This is a genomic window from Bacteroides sp. 1_1_30 (assembly GCF_020982715.1).
In the GTDB taxonomy this organism is placed as follows: domain Bacteria; phylum Bacteroidota; class Bacteroidia; order Bacteroidales; family Bacteroidaceae; genus Bacteroides; species Bacteroides xylanisolvens.
In genome coordinates this window covers 1-16,683 of record NZ_JAJKHN010000007.1, presented here as the reverse complement: position 1 = coordinate 16,683, position 16,683 = coordinate 1, and the positions used below count along the sequence as shown (strand labels likewise).

The 16,683-nt window shown below is 41.2% G+C and carries 12 protein-coding genes; 1 reads left to right on the top strand and 11 read right to left on the bottom strand.

Annotation, left to right across the window (positions count from 1 at the left end):
- Window positions 1-46 precede the first annotated feature (46 nt).
- The 8 genes from LPH68_RS02900 to LPH68_RS02865 are packed head-to-tail and all read right to left on the bottom strand — an operon-like array spanning window position 47 to window position 13,599.
- Window positions 47-2,422, bottom strand: a complete 2,376-nt coding sequence (locus LPH68_RS02900; RefSeq protein WP_151923845.1) for a GH92 family glycosyl hydrolase — start codon at window positions 2,420-2,422, stop codon at window positions 47-49.
- The gene (locus LPH68_RS02895; protein WP_151923846.1) at window positions 2,423-3,619 is read right to left on the bottom strand and encodes a glycoside hydrolase family 76 protein; all 1,197 of its coding nucleotides are present in this window, start codon (window positions 3,617-3,619) and stop codon (window positions 2,423-2,425) included. It lies immediately after the preceding gene.
- A gap of 3 nt (window positions 3,620-3,622) precedes the next feature.
- Window positions 3,623-4,849 (bottom strand): glycoside hydrolase family 76 protein, encoded by a 1,227-nt coding sequence (locus tag LPH68_RS02890; protein WP_008024907.1) that lies wholly within the window; start codon window positions 4,847-4,849, stop codon window positions 3,623-3,625.
- Between the two features lie 12 nt (window positions 4,850-4,861).
- Window positions 4,862-6,001, bottom strand: a complete 1,140-nt coding sequence (locus LPH68_RS02885) for a SusE domain-containing protein (protein ID WP_008024909.1) — start codon at window positions 5,999-6,001, stop codon at window positions 4,862-4,864.
- A gap of 30 nt (window positions 6,002-6,031) precedes the next feature.
- Window positions 6,032-7,636, bottom strand: coding sequence for a RagB/SusD family nutrient uptake outer membrane protein (locus LPH68_RS02880; RefSeq protein WP_004313538.1), 1,605 nt, complete (start codon window positions 7,634-7,636; stop codon window positions 6,032-6,034).
- Window positions 7,637-7,647: 11 nt separating this feature from the next.
- Complete coding sequence (locus LPH68_RS02875) at window positions 7,648-10,695, bottom strand: TonB-dependent receptor (protein WP_121960291.1); 3,048 nt, start codon at window positions 10,693-10,695, stop codon at window positions 7,648-7,650.
- A gap of 39 nt (window positions 10,696-10,734) precedes the next feature.
- Window positions 10,735-11,835: an ROK family protein gene (locus tag LPH68_RS02870; RefSeq protein ID WP_121960290.1), complete on the bottom strand. Its 1,101-nt coding sequence runs from the start codon at window positions 11,833-11,835 to the stop codon at window positions 10,735-10,737.
- Window positions 11,836-11,868: 33 nt separating this feature from the next.
- Complete coding sequence (locus LPH68_RS02865) at window positions 11,869-13,599, bottom strand: class I mannose-6-phosphate isomerase (RefSeq protein ID WP_151923847.1); 1,731 nt, start codon at window positions 13,597-13,599, stop codon at window positions 11,869-11,871.
- A gap of 142 nt (window positions 13,600-13,741) precedes the next feature.
- Between LPH68_RS02865 and LPH68_RS02860 the strand changes: the two genes are divergently transcribed.
- Entirely contained in the window at window positions 13,742-14,470 is a 729-nt protein-coding gene (locus LPH68_RS02860; RefSeq protein ID WP_004321898.1) for a GntR family transcriptional regulator, read from the top strand.
- Between the two features lie 116 nt (window positions 14,471-14,586).
- Here the strand turns inward: LPH68_RS02860 and LPH68_RS02855 are convergent, their stop codons facing one another.
- The 3 genes from LPH68_RS02855 to LPH68_RS02845 all read right to left on the bottom strand — a co-directional run bounded on the left by LPH68_RS02855 (window position 14,587) and on the right by LPH68_RS02845 (window position 16,216).
- Window positions 14,587-15,378: a hypothetical protein gene (locus LPH68_RS02855; protein ID WP_151923848.1), complete on the bottom strand. Its 792-nt coding sequence runs from the start codon at window positions 15,376-15,378 to the stop codon at window positions 14,587-14,589.
- Window positions 15,379-15,857: 479 nt separating this feature from the next.
- Complete coding sequence (locus LPH68_RS02850; protein WP_009038782.1) at window positions 15,858-16,034, bottom strand: hypothetical protein; 177 nt, start codon at window positions 16,032-16,034, stop codon at window positions 15,858-15,860.
- A gap of 29 nt (window positions 16,035-16,063) precedes the next feature.
- Window positions 16,064-16,216 (bottom strand): hypothetical protein, encoded by a 153-nt coding sequence (locus tag LPH68_RS02845; protein WP_004326181.1) that lies wholly within the window; start codon window positions 16,214-16,216, stop codon window positions 16,064-16,066.
- Window positions 16,217-16,683 lie beyond the last annotated feature (467 nt).

Sequence of the window (16,683 nt, the reverse complement as noted above, 5' to 3'; positions counted from 1 at the left end):
CCCGACACCATGTCAAGCAACATCGGCACCGAGGAAAATAAGCTGTTTATTCAGAACAATGAGGCGGATTTTCCACTCCCCATTTTTCATTCGGTTGATTACCCATTGTGAGTTTCAATGTTCCACCTTTATAGAGTTCATCCCGGTACATCCAACATTGTTCCAGCGGTTTACCGTTCAACGTAGCAGACTGTACATAATAGGCATCCGGTATATTACCAGTCGTTTCAATCACAAACGTTTTTCCCGTCGCATTCATCGGGCTAAGTTTGATTTCAATCTTATCAAACAACGGACTGCCAATCTGGAAAGTCGGCCGTTCACAAGAACCGCCCTGTACATCGAACAATCCCATTGCCGCCATCACATACCAAGCTCCCAACTGTCCCTGATCTTCATCCTGACCGTAGCCATAACCATGCTCTCCGTTTGTTCCGTAAAACTCATCACAAATCAAACGCGTCCATTTCTGTGTCAAGTAAGGTTTACCGGAAAAATTGAATAACCAGGAAATATGAAGACTAGGCTGATTTCCATGATTATAAGGGCTCTGTAAACCCGAGAAGGCATTTACAACCTTTCCACCGCCAAAGATCGACTTACGAGCTTCCGTAAAGATAGAATCCAACCGGTTGTTAAATTCATCCTTTCCAACCTTTTCAATCAAACGAGCCGGATTTTGTGGAACAAAGAAAGTATATTGCATCGCGTTTCCTTCCTGAAATCCTCTCCATGATTCCAATGGATTAAAGTTATCAATGAACTCACCACTAGGCACTCTCGGACGAATCATCTTCAACGAATCATCGAATAACTTCTCCCAACCGGCAGAAAGTTCCATCAAACGTTTATAATCCTCCGTACGTCCCAAGGCTTTTGCCCATTGAGCCACCGCATAAGCACTAAAACTATATTCCAATGTATGAGATACGGAGAAACTGGAACCTTCCGGATGGGTGCCGAAATGAACACTATTCTCATAAGGCACATAACCTTTTTCAACAAACTGTTTTACGTCCATTTTGCCCGCACCTTCAATACGTCCTTCCCAGCCCAGTTCATTCTTCAATGCTGCCTGATAAGCTGTTTCCACATCAAAATTGCGAATTCCACTGTTATAAGCACCTGCCAGAGTGATACTCACCATGTTGGTTCCTACCCCGGAAACATACTTACTGGTTGCAATACCATCACCCAGCCAACCAGCATCTTTATACACCAGCAACTGACTGTTTACAAAGTCATTATAATATTCCGGATATGCCAATGCCCAAAGAGAAGTAAGATTCCAGTAAGCTCCCCAAACCGCATCCGTATTATAATGATTATGTTCCGGTTTGCCATCTTTATTTAAAGGTATCTGACCGATAGTACCGTCATTTTTAGGATAAGCCCCGTTCACATCACTCGCGAGTCCTCTACCTAATAATGCATGATACAACCCAGTGTAAAATTTGATTTTGCTATCTTCCGTACCACCGGAAACCAATATGCGGCTCAAAGACTCATTCCATTTATCTGTGGTCGCTTTCATAGCCTCATCAAAAGTAAGGTCTTTCGCTTCTGATTCCAAATTCACTTTGGCATTTTCGATGGAAGTATACGACAGACCTATTTTTACATTGACTACTTCATCTTTCTTTGTTTTATAATTCAGACACATGATAGCCCCGGGCCCTTTTATTTCGTTACGAGCCGTTAAAGCACTATCCTGATAGAATACCTCGACAGATTCCGGCGCACGATCCAATTTAGCATAAAAATACATGGCAACGGAAGCGCCTGCCTGATATTTCTTCACGTATTCCGGTTCCGTAATCACGTAACCTTCAATTGTATTTTCATCTATCTGTTTGATATACGCATCACGCACTGCTCCACTTTCTCCCTGACGATTACCTATATTAAACAAAATATGGGCATTCTCCGACTCGGGAAATGTATACCGCTGAAATCCGACACGAGCCGTAGCGGTAAGTTCTGCCTTTACCTGATAATCCTTTAATAATACAGAGTAATATCCCGGACGAGCCGTTTCATCTTTCTTATCAAAACAGGAACGGAAACCTTTATCGGGATCTTCCAGTTTTCCGGGGTTTGTTTTTACTTCTCCCGTTACAGGCATTAATGCAATGCCACCTATCTGAAACTCATGCAGACAAGGAAAGCCATCAATAGAAGTATGACCGTCTTCATAACCTACGGCCTCCCAACCTTGATTGTTTCCATACGTACCGTTTGTAGATGCACCTAACTTAGCCAAGCCGAAAGGCTCCGCAGCCGGAGTATAGAAAAACCAACGACTATGTACAGTTCCGATATTAGGATTTACATATTCTACCAAATTGGGACGATCAGGTGTTTTGCACCCAACAACACCTGCCAAAATCAACAAGCTGCCTATCCATTTTAATTTCATCATTTATTTATTTTTTCTGTTTGTAACTTCTCCTTTAATCATCGCCACACGTGCATAATACTCCGGTACACACGAAGCATCCAATAACCATTTCGGCTTACGTTTTTCATCAGTCCGCCCTGTCCAGTCATGATACATCAGTCCCGCCTGGTCACGTGCATGCTCCCAAGCATAATCCAGTCCTTTTATCATCGTATCCACATATTTTGAATCCCCCGTAACATTGTACAGATCGTGATAACCTCTAAACAAAACCAAATTAAACCAAGGCAAATCTGCAATATAAGGAATACCGTCTTCCGTATACTTAAAAAACACTTTGTAACTTCCTTCTGCCAGAAATTTAGCATTATCCAGATACGCCTGCTCACCCGTATAATTATATAAAGCTACAGCTGCTTGTAATAAAGTACCTGTATTGTAAGTATACAAATCCGGGCATACTGCCGAAGTCGTTGTTAACCATGAATTCCAAACGACTCCTCTTTCCGGATCTTTCAGATATTTATCAATCCAATGATAGAACTTCTTTCCCACCTCCAGATAATACTCATCTTTAGTTGCTTCATAAAGTTTTAAAGCCAACACCATCGCTTTTCCGTTAGAACAGGCAGGTTTCTGATCTTTCACTCCTTCCAGCCAGGAAACAGCTCCTTCAAAGTTCTCATCCCAGCCACTTAAAATAAAGGTCAATACCTGTTTCGCTTTCTCCAGATAATGAGAATTTTTAGTTACCAGATAAGAATCAATATAATCAATCCCCACCAAACCATTGTCATCATAATAGCGGTCTACCTTTCCAAACTGAACAGGGTAAGCCTGATAACCAAAAGGAACACGCGTTGTATCATAGTAACGCTCCATTGCCATCACCATCGAATCGACATAAACCGTATATTTCTCCGGTTCGATAGCAGCCATCAACACTGCCGAAGAAAAGACACCACTCATAGGCCACAGATAAGAAACTTCCTGCGCTTGCCGGGTGGAATCATTAAAATAAGTCAGATCAGGACGATGACTGCTTGGGTAATATTCAGAGAAGAGGCCGTATTTGGGAACCCGGTAGAGTTCCCAAACACGCTGAAACATTTCTTCTGCCTTATCTTTATTCGGAGTCGTTTTTGATTCTCCGGCACAAGAAAGAAGCACGAATACCGTCGATACAAATAAAACTATATTTCTAATTTTACTATTCATATCCTATTCCTCTGTCACTGTTTCTCCTTTGTACAAAGCAATCATTCCCAAAGATTCAAGCGCAGCATCCTGCATCAACAACTGTTCAGCACGTTTTGGAGTTGCTCCTGTCCAGTCTTCATAGAACAGTCCGTTTGATAAACGGGCATTTTCGTATGCATAATCCAGGAAGTTGATGAATGTTTTGATATAATTGCCTGCATTTTTGTAATAAGGTTCAATATCAATAAATGCACGAACTAATTTGGTTGTAAACCAAGGGTCATGATCAGGATAAGCCAACGCCAACCCATTAAGCGGACGTACAAAATAATTATACGCACCTTCGGAAGAAGCAATGGCACTGTCCAGATAAGTCTGCTCACCTGTTATTTTGTATAGACGGACTCCGTTAGAAATCATTACACCTGTATTGTAAGTCCATTTTGTTTTATTAATGGATCCGTCTGCTTGTTTATCATTCCAGTAACAGCCATCCTCCGGATCACGCAAGTTAGTCAACGTCCAAGCATATAAACGTTTTGCCAGAGCCAACACATCCGCTTTTTCCTCTTGAGGACATACAGAATAATATTCAAGCAAGAATAGCGTTGCATATCCATTAGCGCATGTCGGTTTATTCGAATCACCAACTCCCTGCTGTCCTTTCTGGTCCTCATTCCACCAAAGACCTCCTCCAAACATATCATCTTCACCAGCTTGCAGGAACTCAACGATTCTTTTAGCTTTCGTTAAATAATCTTGATTATTTAGCAAATTAAAAGCCTCTACCAGTTCAATCCCCACAATAGAATTATCATCATAAAAACGTGTTCCACTACCGGTAGTACCATTGGTTTGAGAACCATAACCACCCACAGTTCCACTAGGAGTACGATAATAAACTTCAAACTGGTCTACCATATCTGCATAATTCACATCATAACCTAAGGCATGCAAAGCTGCTGCTCCGGAAACCAGTCCGTCATACGGCCACAAGAAAGAAGCGGAATTATCCCCGTCTTTCTTAGGATAATTTTCATTATACAGTCCTTCTGTTGCCCCACTATTGATCCGGTAGCACTGATTAATCAAGTCAAACTGCTCTTTGGCACGTTTATGATAAACGACCTCCTCTCCGGGTTCTGACGGAGCAATCGGTGTAGGCGGGATATATTTCTCTACGTCATCTCCGGCACAGGAGAATAATAGTGCCGGAAGAATAGCTAAAATAGTCTTTATCTTTTTCATAACTTAGTTTTATTAATTAATCGGAGTCACATTAGTAAATGTATGTATCATCAATCCATCCGAATTCGTATCGATAGTGATAGTCGCATGCGTATAATCCAGACTACCTTTCATTTTCCAAAGATGATCCCACTGACTCCATTGGAATTCATACAAAGCATAGAAAGAAGCAGGTTCTCCACCTACCGGACGTTCGGCACTCACGCCATCACCTCTACCCCAACACATATCACCACCATTTACTTTTGCTAAAAAGTAGTAACGTTCTTCTATCCAACTTAACCAATCAGGAGCACCGGTTTCCGGTTTGGACGGATCAAGGAATCGGATATCACCCTCTCCCACAAATTTACCATCACCCGCATACTCTAATACAGCTATATCTCCAAATGTTGCTCCCCAAATACAACGAACAGAAGAACCGATTTTTTCCGTGGTCATTGCCATTGTATTAAAGTTCACAGTCAGACGGGTTACTTCTTCGGAAGCAGCGACTGCCGTTTCGCCCTCCCCTTCTCTTAACTTCGAGCTATCATCAATATAATAGCTGAATGTTTCACCTGTAGTAGCAGACTTAAATGATATATTTCCTGCAGATAACTTCGTATAAATCTGGAAAACGCCCTCTTCTACACAACGGAACGGAATTCCCCCCTGTCCACTGTTCTCCGTAGCCGAACCATATAAATACAATTCAGCCGGAATATTATCAATTCCCTCTCCACGAGTTACTGTGATGGTAGCCACCTTGTCGGTTCTCTTCACCACTCCACCTTTCGAAGCATTTACCGTCCATTTTATATCTCCGGTTTCCAAAGGATAAATGCCTGCATTTCTGGCAATCGTATTAATAGCTGCATGAGTGATTGACAAACTGGTCGCAGCTCCCAAATCACTTTTCACCGTAGCCAGCGGCTTTGAAAAATCACCGTCTGCCTTATCAAACAGCACCTCGTACAATACAATTCCGCCATCTGCCGCACCACCTCCTGACCACGACAACACAACAGGCGTTGGAGATGACACATTCAACTGGATAGAAGCAGGGGAACTTAATTCTGTAGGGACTGCAAAATCCGTGTTCAATTCATAATCTTCCTGACATGAAACCATTGCCAGAAGTACTGAACATATCCATAATATCTTTTTCATAATCATTCCTTTTTGAGTCGTTTTAACCAATTACCAATTCGGATTCTGCTCCAAATTACCATTCAAGTCACGTTCAGCCTGTGGTATAGGCCACAAATAATGTTTATTTGCATTAAAGGTTCTGTTTTCAACCCGAACGTATCCATCATCCGTACCTACCACATCATTTGTCTTTAATCCGTGACACCATCCATTCAATACATTGTCCGCAATTCTCCAACGGATAATATCTTTATGGCGATGTCCTTCCAATGCCAATTCCGAACGACGTTCGTTTCGTACAATCTCAATCAGTTTATCTTTAGAAGCTCCTTCCGGGAATTCCAGTGCTGAAGCAAGTGTAAATCCGGCCCTATCACGAATTGGTTTAATAGTTGCATCCCAAGCCGTCTTATCCAGTTCTCCTAATTCTGCCAATGCTTCCGCATTCATCAATAAAATATCAGCATAACGAATCAGAATCGGATTCAAACCAGAATAAAGAGTAGCACGATAAGTGTTATCCCAATATTTCTTAATATAGTAACCGGTAGCCGAACAGTCTGAACCTACCCCATAACCATCTTTGCCTTCACCTTTCTCACAGTTGATAACAACTTCTGTTCCGTCGGCCAACGTATATGAGTTTCCAGTGTACATCACCGTTGCCTTCAAACGTGGGTCACGATTAGCATACGGATGACTTTCATCAAACGATGTTCCTGTTTCCTTAATTGTTTTTCCATCCAGCATAATATAACTGTCTACCAACTCCTGCAAAGGAGAAAGCTGGGAATATCCACCCAAAGTGGGCGGCAGGAAAACATACATCATCTGATGTTCACGACTGGTCGGACGATACTGTGCATCCAAAATTACTTCAGAGTTGTATTCATTAGCGATCTCAAACAATCCTGCATAACTTCCAAAGAGTTTAAAGCCTCCCTCTGTCATAATGGTAGAAGTGATATTTTTCACTTGCGTCCAATTACCTTCAAACAAATAGATTTTAGCTTTAATCGCCATTGCCGCCCAACGGGTAATCCGACCTTTATTATCCGCATCATAAGAAGTCGGCAAATAGTTACCATTAATCACTTCATCCAGATCGGCCAAAACATTTGCTATTACAGTGGCTTTGGCCGTACGTGCAATAGACATACTTTCTTTAATAGAAAGCACTTTGGTAGTATAAGGAACATCTCCGAATTTCGTATACAACTCATAATAATTATAAGCACGAAGCACTTTTGCCTCGCCAATATAACGTTTCTTCAATTCAGGATCCAAATCCGGTACGCGATCAATATTCTCCAATAGTTCATTACACATACGAATCCCCGTATAACGTCCGTCCCAAACCTTTTTCACGTAAGGGTCTGCTGTAGAATATGAACCATTACCGATATTCTGTGTAGCATCGTTCGGTTGCTTGGTATAAGCATTGTCCGTCATTGCTTCACAATAAAGCTGTTCGTCCATATTTCCCAAATAGGTATAGCAAGTATTCAACGCCTTGACAGCTGCTTCAGGATCCTCTTCCCAATAAGTCAAGTCCGTTTCTCTGTCATACGGTGCCGTATCCAAGTCAACACAAGAGGCACCGCCCACTACCAAGACAGCAGATAAAATCAAATTCTTTATAGTTGTTTTCATCACGGTACAGTTTAAAATTTAACATTAAGTCCAAATGAATATACTCTTGCCACAGGATAAGAACGACCACTGCCGTCTCCGGTATATTCCGGGTCCCATCCGCCTTTCATCTTTGTGAAAGTCAACGGATTCTGCACACTGGCAAAGATTCTTAAATTCTTGACATAGAGTTTTTTCATCCATTGTTGCGAGAAAGTATATCCAATCTGCGCATTTTTCAAACGCAAGTATTTAGCATCCTGAATCCAGAAATCTGATTTCGCTGCATTATTAGCAGATTCCGCACCCATTGTCAGACGGGGATAAGTAGCATCCGGATTATTCGGAGTCCAGCGATCTTGATGGAAATCCATTACAGGACCTTCATTGTTATTATGGAAAGCCTCTACAGATTCACCACGCATCCACTTGTTACGTTTTCCTACTCCTTGCCACATCATCGAGAAATCAAAACCTTTATATTCCAAACCATAGGTGAAGCCGAAAGTATATCTTGGGAAGTCATTACCAACAATAAAACGGTCATCGTCCGGTTTAATCACACCATCGCCGTTCTTATCCAAATAACGAATATCTCCCGGTTTCGGTGTAATACCTTCCAAGTGCGGTCCTTTCTGACATTCTTCCTCATTCTGGAAAAATCCATCCGAACGATATGCATAGTAAGAGTACAACGGATAACCTTCCTTGATAATTGTCTGTACATCCGAGCCACCGATAATTTCCGTACCGCGTGTATCTATTACTTCATTAAAGCTATCCGAAATATTTCCGGCGAAGTTATGCACTACCGGACCGGTCTTCAAACGATAACTTACTGATAATTCCCATCCTCTCGTCTCTACCTTACCAGCGTTTTGAATCGGGGCACCATTACCAAACAATCCGGGAACCGGTAAATTCACCAAAATATCTTTTGTACGATTATTGAAGCAATCAAAAGTAATATTCAAATCATTATTCAACAATCCCAATTCGAAGCCGATATTAGCCATACGGGTAGTTTCCCATTTGAGATCAGGGTTTGTAGAAGCGAATTCAGCCGTCTGCGCCAGCTTGTCGCCAAAACTGATACCGTTCTTTACAGACACGGTCTGCATGTATTGATAAGCACCAATGCGGTTATTACCAACCAATCCCCATGAACCTCTGATTTTTAGAGAAGAAACATACGGTTTCAGTACAGACCAGAATTTTTCTTCCGAGATACGCCATCCTGCCGAGAAAGACGGGAAGACTCCCGAACGGTTTCCTTTCGCAAAATAAGAAGAATAGTCATTACGAATATTAAATTCCAGCAGATATTTCTCATCATAATTATAAGTGGCTCTTGCAAAACCGGAATAGATAGCCCAGTCACTTGCCGAACCACCATTGCTAACTTTATCCCCACTCAAATCACCTACAAAAATATCATATTTAGAATCCTCCGTCAAACGACTGGTAGAGAACTGCTTTTCAGAGAAACCCTCATAAGCATATCCTAATAATCCACCGATAGAGTGTTTCCCTATTTTCGTATTATAAGTCACCATAAGATTGGTAGTGATATTCTTAGAACGATAGAATTGCTCGGTCAACTTATTTTCACTATCTCCCGTACCTTCGAAGGCCTTCCGGTTTTCATGCAAATTATTATTCCAAACACGTCCACCGGCACTTCCGATCAGTTTCAGTCCTTTATATACTTCCCATTCGGCTTGTATGGTTCCCAATAATTCATCATTCACATTCTGGCGATAACCGCCTTCTTCCAAACGCTGCAAACCGTTTGAGTTACTTCCGGCAGGATAATTATAACTACCATCCTCATTCTTGATCGGGTAAATCGGCGGCATACGGTTTGCCTGCTCGATAATCCATTCCGTCCAGTAAGCATGTTCTTTAATATCATTACGGGCAAATTGAGAAGTCAAATTCAATGTAAAGTTATTCGTCACCTTATGGCTTACATTCAGACGTGCATTGTAGCGTTTATAACCATAATCAGGTCCCTTGAACATACTGTTCTGATCCATATAACCCAAAGAAGCCATGTAAGACAACTGGTCGTTACCGCCTGTCATCGAAACATTGTGTGAACTTTGAGGAGAATTACGATTATAAAGTTCTTTCACCCAATTTACATTCGGACCACCATTTCTATATTGCGCAATCTGCTCGGGAGTGAATTTTGCAGCTCTTCCCGAATTAACAGCCGCTTCATTATACAGTTCAGCGTATACCCACGAGTCTGCTATCTTAGGCAATGAAGTAGGTTGCTGAACACCATACATAAAATCATAAGAGATTTCCACCTTACCAGCTTTTCCTTTCTTGGTAGTGACAAGTACCACACCATTGGAAGCACGTGAACCATAAATAGCAGTAGAAGAAGCATCTTTCAAAATAGAAATCTGCTCAATATCAGCCGGATTCAGATTGGCGAGCGATCCTTCAATTCCGTCAATAATCACCAACGGATCATTGTTGTTCATCGTATTCAAACCACGGATATTAATAGAAGGTACACTACCCGGAGTAGAACTTCCCTGCTGAATTACCAAACCGGGAGTCGTTCCCTGCATCGCTTCCAATACATTGGAAATCGGCTTTCCTTCCAATTCATCCGTAGAAACAGAAGACACAGCTCCTGTCAGGTTGACTTTCTTCTGCACACCGTAGCCTACCACTACCACATCTTTCAAAGCAACCACATCCGACTTCAACACCACATTGATAAACTGGCGGCCGTTCACCGGAACTTCCTGTGTTTCATATCCTATTGAGGAAACTACCAATACCGCTTTCGAAGCAACATTCAGTGAAAAATTTCCATCCATATCCGTAGCCGTACCCGTAGATACACCTTTCACCAGCACGGTAGCCCCAATCACGGGTTCCCCGTCTGCCATTACCTTACCTTTCACTGCGATTGTATTAGATTGCGCATACAGTTTGGAACCAACAGCCACATTCATACAAACAATCAACATAACAGCCAATAATTGCCAACTCGAAAATGCCGTTCTGAAAAGCCGGCGGGCAAATTGCGCGTTCAATAGATTAGATTGTTTCATAACATTTTATATTTGAATTAATAGAAGAGTTATCATATATTATAAGATATTAAGTTGGGACAAAGCAAAGGAATAAGCCCCTAAAGCAACAGCCCTGCTTGCTCCTAATGTAGAAACAGCAATGCCTATTTTCTTGTGACAGGCATAATGTACCTCTCTCTCCGAAAATGGTATTTTCACCATCTTGTCTTTTTCTTTCAGAAATTTATCAAATGCCTCTTTTTCGGACAGATTGAACACCTCCATCTGCAAACAAGGGAAAGAAGCTCCTGCAAACGTGCCAATCTGCCGATTCATCTCATTCATAATTCCCGGAAGTATGTATTTAACCGCTCCGGCCACTCCTCCGCCAATCACTACCAAGCCATCAACAATATTCAATGCACGGATGATAGCATCACCGGCCATCTCTCCCAGTTCGTTAAAACTCCGGACAGCAGCCTGCTGATCTCCCTCTGCAGTCCCTTCGGCAATATCATATATATCTTTGGGAGTCAAAGAAGAAGCATCCTTTCCGGTCAATTCCTGATATACTCGCCTGACAGCCCTGATACTGACACTTTCTTCCGCGATCATTTCGGGATATTTCTTATTCCGCATAATCCAGACGTCGCCGCCGCAACCGTTGTCTCCGGTCAGTAACCGGCTGTCAATCACCACTCCGGCACCAAATCCCGTACCCAGCGTAATTCCGAGCAGGTTCTTATATACCTTACTGCTGCCTGCTTCTTTCAGGCGTTTATTCACTTCGGGCAAAGTGCCTGCCAAGGCTTCGCCATAAGCAAACAAATTACCGTCATTATTAATAAAAACCGGAATACCAAACTGTTCCCTCAAATAAGGTCCAAGTGCCACTCCTCCCCTGAAGGCCGGGAAGTTGGGCAAGTCACCAATAATTCCATGCTCATAGTCAGCAGGCCCGGGGAAAGCAAAACTGATAGCTACCGGAAGTTTCGGCAATCGTTTTTCAACTTCCAGGAAACCTTCTACAAGAACAGACAAGCAACGCTCCAAGTCGTCGGACGCTGCCGGAAGGCAAATAGGTTCCACAATTTCGCGACAACCTTGTATGGCTGAAAACACGAAATTAGTGCCTCCCGCATCGAGCGTCATTACGATTCGTTCATCATGTTCATACATAGTTTTCAAGATATTAGATGATTTATTTCATTATTAAAAGCGTACGTAAGCTTTGATCGTTACACATTCTTTTCCTGCAGATTTACCATACGGGGCAATGGTATATTCTTTCACCCCGGCAGGAATGATAAATGTTTCGGCATAATGTACCACGAAAGGTTCAAAAGCATGAGTAGGACTCTCAACTACGGCCTCTTCTCCCTCCAACAGATTCAGTACATTTACACTATCGTTTGTATGATGCAATACCGGTGATGAGAAACGGTGACGGCGGGTTTCGATAAATTCGTTCGGATGCAATCCGGTACGTTCTTCTATCCAGCCTTCTCCGGAAGCAACCTCCTTGAACTGGTTGCGAAGATGTTCATTCACATATTCCGTATCCCGGTTCCAGTTGATTACGCATTTACCACGTTCCACATTGATCGGACGCGGTTTTCCATCCAGTCCCAAGCGTTGCCAGTCCCATAGTTTGAAAGTAAAGAGGTTCGGAGTCGAACTGATTTCAAGCACCATACTGTTGGCACCGGAACAATGAACCGTTCCTCCCGGAATCAGGAAGTGATCGTGTTTCTTTGTCGGAATCTTATTTACGTACTTTTCTGCGTCGAACACCAATTCACCTTTTTGTGCTTTACGCAAATCGCCGATCATCGCCTCCTTATCAACCCCCGTCTTCACTCCCAGATAAACTACGGCATCTTCTCCCGCATCCACCATGTAGTAACTTTCATCCTGTGTGTAGTACATACCGAAGCTGTCGCGGATAAATTGAGTAGTAGGATGCACCTGCAAACTCAAATTACCTCCGCCCATCGTATCCAAAAAGTCGAAACGAATAGGGAAGTCTTTTCCAAAGCGTGCCTCCACCGGTTCACCAAGCAACTCTTTACTTTTCAGCAAAACCAAATCAACCGAAGGCAGTTCAAAGCGCACTCCGTTCACTTCAAAATAAAGGCTGTTCTCTTCAGGTACACAGTCAAAGCACCAGCCGAAATTTTCGCGTTCACGATCCAGGTCGCAAACCTCTTTCATCCATTGACCACCCCAGGGAGCCGGATCGAAGAAAGGAACTACCCGGAACGGTGTGTTCACCGTTGCCTCTACCCCTTTAAAGAAAGTATCCTTATCAATCATCTTCGGTGTCCCGGCCACATGGGTGTCAATCCAGAATTCTACCCTGTCAAACAATCCTTCCTTATACCTATCACATACTCTCCAATCGTTGAAATACCCTCTCTTGTATTGCAAAGAAACAGCATCGTTCCGATTGTCTATACCTAAAGCTTTTACCTCATGCCGGCGGAAACGTTGTTGGATTTCCCAACGTGCCATATCCGCATAAACCACCATTGCGTCCTGTGGAGCAACAACAGCAGCACCCGTACCTATGATTACAATGGTTTCTTTTGCTTCACTGATTTGCTTCCGTGCAACAGCCACCTTATCCGCATCCAAATAATCTTCCAGCTTCAAATTGGTGACATAGCCGAATAATACATCTTCAGTCATGAAGCGTTCTGTCAACGTTTGAATTTCTTTTTCCGGTTTCATCAAATCACGTACATTCATCACTCTTCCGGAGAATTCTTTTGAAAAAGCATCCAGCACTTCTTCTTCATATACTCCTGTATATAAATCCACAGCCAGCACTTTTCTTGCATCCATTTTCTCTTTTAACATAGAAATGATAGAATCCCACCCCTGAACAAGCATCCCCGTCAGCTTCGTAGAAGGAAATTTACCATAATTAGCTTTTCTCATGTTTATAGCGTTTTTAAATTTTATATGTTCATACATACTTTCAATTGTGCAAATATATAGATTTTATTTTTATTCCAAACAAAACTTGGATTATTTTTTGATAAATCTTATATTTGCTGAAAATAAACCAATCAGAATAGATATGAAATTAGATCATAATAGTGATAAACCGCTTCATATTCAGGCAGAAGAGATACTAAGAAGACTCATAGAATCTGAAGAGTACAAAAACGGGAAGCTATTTCCCAACGAGGTCGAATTGTCTGAACAATTACACATTTCAAGGAACACATTAAGACAAGCTATCAACAAACTCGTGTTTGAGGGGCTTTTGGTGCGAAAGAAAGGTTACGGAACGAAGGTAGTAAAGAAAGGTATCGTAGGCGGAGTAAAGAACTGGCTTAGTTTCTCACAGGAGATGAAGATGTTAGGTATCGAGATTCGCAATTTCGAGCTGCATATCAGTTTAAAGCGTCCAACCGAAGAAATCGGCACATTCTTTGATTTAGGTTCCAATCCCGACACTCGCTGTGTAGTGATGGAGCGTGTCAGAGGAAAAAAAGAATATCCGTTTGTTTACTTCATCTCTTATTTCAACCCCAATATTCCACTAACCGGAGAGGAAGATTATACACGCCCATTATACGAAATGCTGGAAACCCAATATAATATAGTAGTAAAGACCAGCAAGGAGGAGATTTCAGCCAGACTTGCAGGGGAATTTATTGCAGAGAAACTGGAGATAAAATCCAATGACCCTATATTAATAAGGAGAAGATTTGTTTATGATGTGAACGGAGTACCTATTGAATACAACGTCGGGTATTATCGGGCAGACAGCTTTACTTATACAATAGAGGCAGAGAGATAGACCGTATGTTCATACATATATAATATAAGGAGGCTATTTTAGAAGTTGAAATTTCTATCTTTCCTTTAAAATAACCTCTTTATATCATCTCTCTTTCCATAATTATGTCCTACCCGTCATTTATTATCGAACTTACCATTAGAGCATCCGGCAAGAATCCGATCCAGACTTTCATCCACAACACCTATCATCTGAAGTTTGGATAATAAATGATAGTAGGAAGTTTTTCCTACTCCTTCTATTCTCAACAGACTTTTCCAACCTCTTCCCGATACTATATCCAACAAATCTTTCACCGTTCGAACATCTTGATTATACAAGATATTAGCCAACCGGGTATCAGCTACTTTACGAACAGGCAATTGAAGTATCCATTCCTCCTGCCCAACATTTATATTCTTATTATTGTCTACCAAGGATAAAAAACGAGCATCGATAGCACGCTTTCGATAAGTAGCCAATATATCTTTTTTCAGTTTCAACCCTTTAAGTATAGAGTTATACATTTGCAATGTCTTCCCATAGGTAATTCGATGCCGATCAGCCACTTTCTCTACTGATTCTCCTGTAGAAATTGAATAGAAGATATCGCGGGTAACAGGGTGAAGAATCAATGCTGACAGTTCACGAATGATTATTTCATATAGCGGTTTACAAGTCTTCTGTGTTCTCAATACATATAGTAGATCATCGTATTTTGAAATGATAAAGTCCCGTTCCAGTTTCTTTTCTTCTACGATTTTAGAAAGGTAACCTGCTTCTAAACCAAGTCTTTTGTGAGCTTCCAGATAAGCATCCAAACTCTCATCATCCAAAAACAACTGATCGTTGATTCGGGAACTCGTAATGTATCCAAGATTTGCCCAATTCTTTAGAATAGCTTCTTGAATGTCGCGTCTTTCAGACATCTGTTTTGTTGTGAGCCAATTTGACATAAAAAAACGGAACTAGATTAATAATATTAACTAGTCCCGTACCTTTTATTATAAAAGAGTACGGAGCTGTCACATCCCGCTAGTAGGAGGTAGTAACGGCTACCCAATGCATACGGGCAGACAACCCGTACCCTATGAGAAGTCATAGAAGTACAGGCGTCTTCCCAGCATGCATTAAAAAATCCGTTACAATTTCCTACTAGCCGAGGAAACGCACAATCGCACACCACAAAGGCGTGCTACGTTCCAATGACAAAGGTACAAATACTTTTCGGAAAATAACAAGAGAGAGTCATAAATGTTTAGGAAAGAAAACGAATGATGATTGTATAATTAAAGCGTATGTATATAAAAAGGCAGGTTTCAATAAGTTTTTTGTTTCGTATATAAAATAAGGGGCACACCATTTTGTCTCGTATACAAAACAAAATATTTAATAAAGCTGCTCTAATCTAGAGCACAATATCATTCAAGTCAAAATAAAGCAAACGTGTAGCAGAATCCACATCTTCATTATTCAAAGGAATAAACCCATTTTTCTCATAAAAAGGAACAGCTGCTGCATACGCATCTACAGTTAAAAAGCGACAACCCGTTTTATTTTCAAGTACATTACTTACAGCTAACAAAGCTTCCCGATAAAGAAAAGGTTCGTATTTTATTTTTTAAAGATTTTCATTGCCAGTTCATAGTCTTTCAACCTTTTTTCCCGCTGCTCCGGCGTTTCACTACGCTTCTCTTTCATCCGTTCTTCAAATCGCCGAGCATCTTCTCCGAAAAGTATCGGAGTTTCCTTAATTGGTCTTGCCATACTTATACAACTCCTTTCTTTGGGTTTATACGCTACAAAAGTAATTGAATAAATCAGGAAGTGCAAGTTATAACGAAGTTATCTTATTCAAATAAGAAACCACTCTACAATTAAAGCACCTCTCTCTTACATAAACTACCTACTTTTGTAGCAAATAACAATTCGTTCCACCTAGGTAGAACTAAACAAATACCATGGTCGAACCAAACGATAACCAAGGTAGAACTAAAGAATAACCTTGGTAGAACGAATTAATAGTAGTAATTAACAGGGCAGACGCATTATATTTTTTACTATATTCTCCTTTGTTATTTCTTTGCTATACTACTGATTATTAATACACTATCATTTGTTTATATCGATTGTTTTTCTTATCTTTATAAGATATATTAAAACATAAACTAACATGAAAATTGGCATAATTGACCTTTGTAAACAAATAGAAGATCCTAGGATGAACCGCAAAA

Coding starts and splice junctions, on each gene's coding strand:
- LPH68_RS02855 (WP_151923848.1), bottom strand. CDS start 15,378: ATGTCTGAAAGACGCGACATTCAAGAAGCTATTCTAAAGAATTGGGCA.
- LPH68_RS02895 (WP_151923846.1), bottom strand. CDS start 3,619: ATGAATAGTAAAATTAGAAATATAGTTTTATTTGTATCGACGGTATTC.
- LPH68_RS02890 (WP_008024907.1), bottom strand. CDS start 4,849: ATGAAAAAGATAAAGACTATTTTAGCTATTCTTCCGGCACTATTATTC.
- LPH68_RS02900 (WP_151923845.1), bottom strand. CDS start 2,422: ATGATGAAATTAAAATGGATAGGCAGCTTGTTGATTTTGGCAGGTGTT.
- LPH68_RS02845 (WP_004326181.1), bottom strand. CDS start 16,216: ATGGCAAGACCAATTAAGGAAACTCCGATACTTTTCGGAGAAGATGCT.
- LPH68_RS02860 (WP_004321898.1), top strand. CDS start 13,742: ATGAAATTAGATCATAATAGTGATAAACCGCTTCATATTCAGGCAGAA.
- LPH68_RS02875 (WP_121960291.1), bottom strand. CDS start 10,695: ATGAAACAATCTAATCTATTGAACGCGCAATTTGCCCGCCGGCTTTTC.
- LPH68_RS02870 (WP_121960290.1), bottom strand. CDS start 11,835: ATGTATGAACATGATGAACGAATCGTAATGACGCTCGATGCGGGAGGC.
- LPH68_RS02865 (WP_151923847.1), bottom strand. CDS start 13,599: ATGAGAAAAGCTAATTATGGTAAATTTCCTTCTACGAAGCTGACGGGG.
- LPH68_RS02880 (WP_004313538.1), bottom strand. CDS start 7,636: ATGAAAACAACTATAAAGAATTTGATTTTATCTGCTGTCTTGGTAGTG.
- LPH68_RS02885 (WP_008024909.1), bottom strand. CDS start 6,001: ATGAAAAAGATATTATGGATATGTTCAGTACTTCTGGCAATGGTTTCA.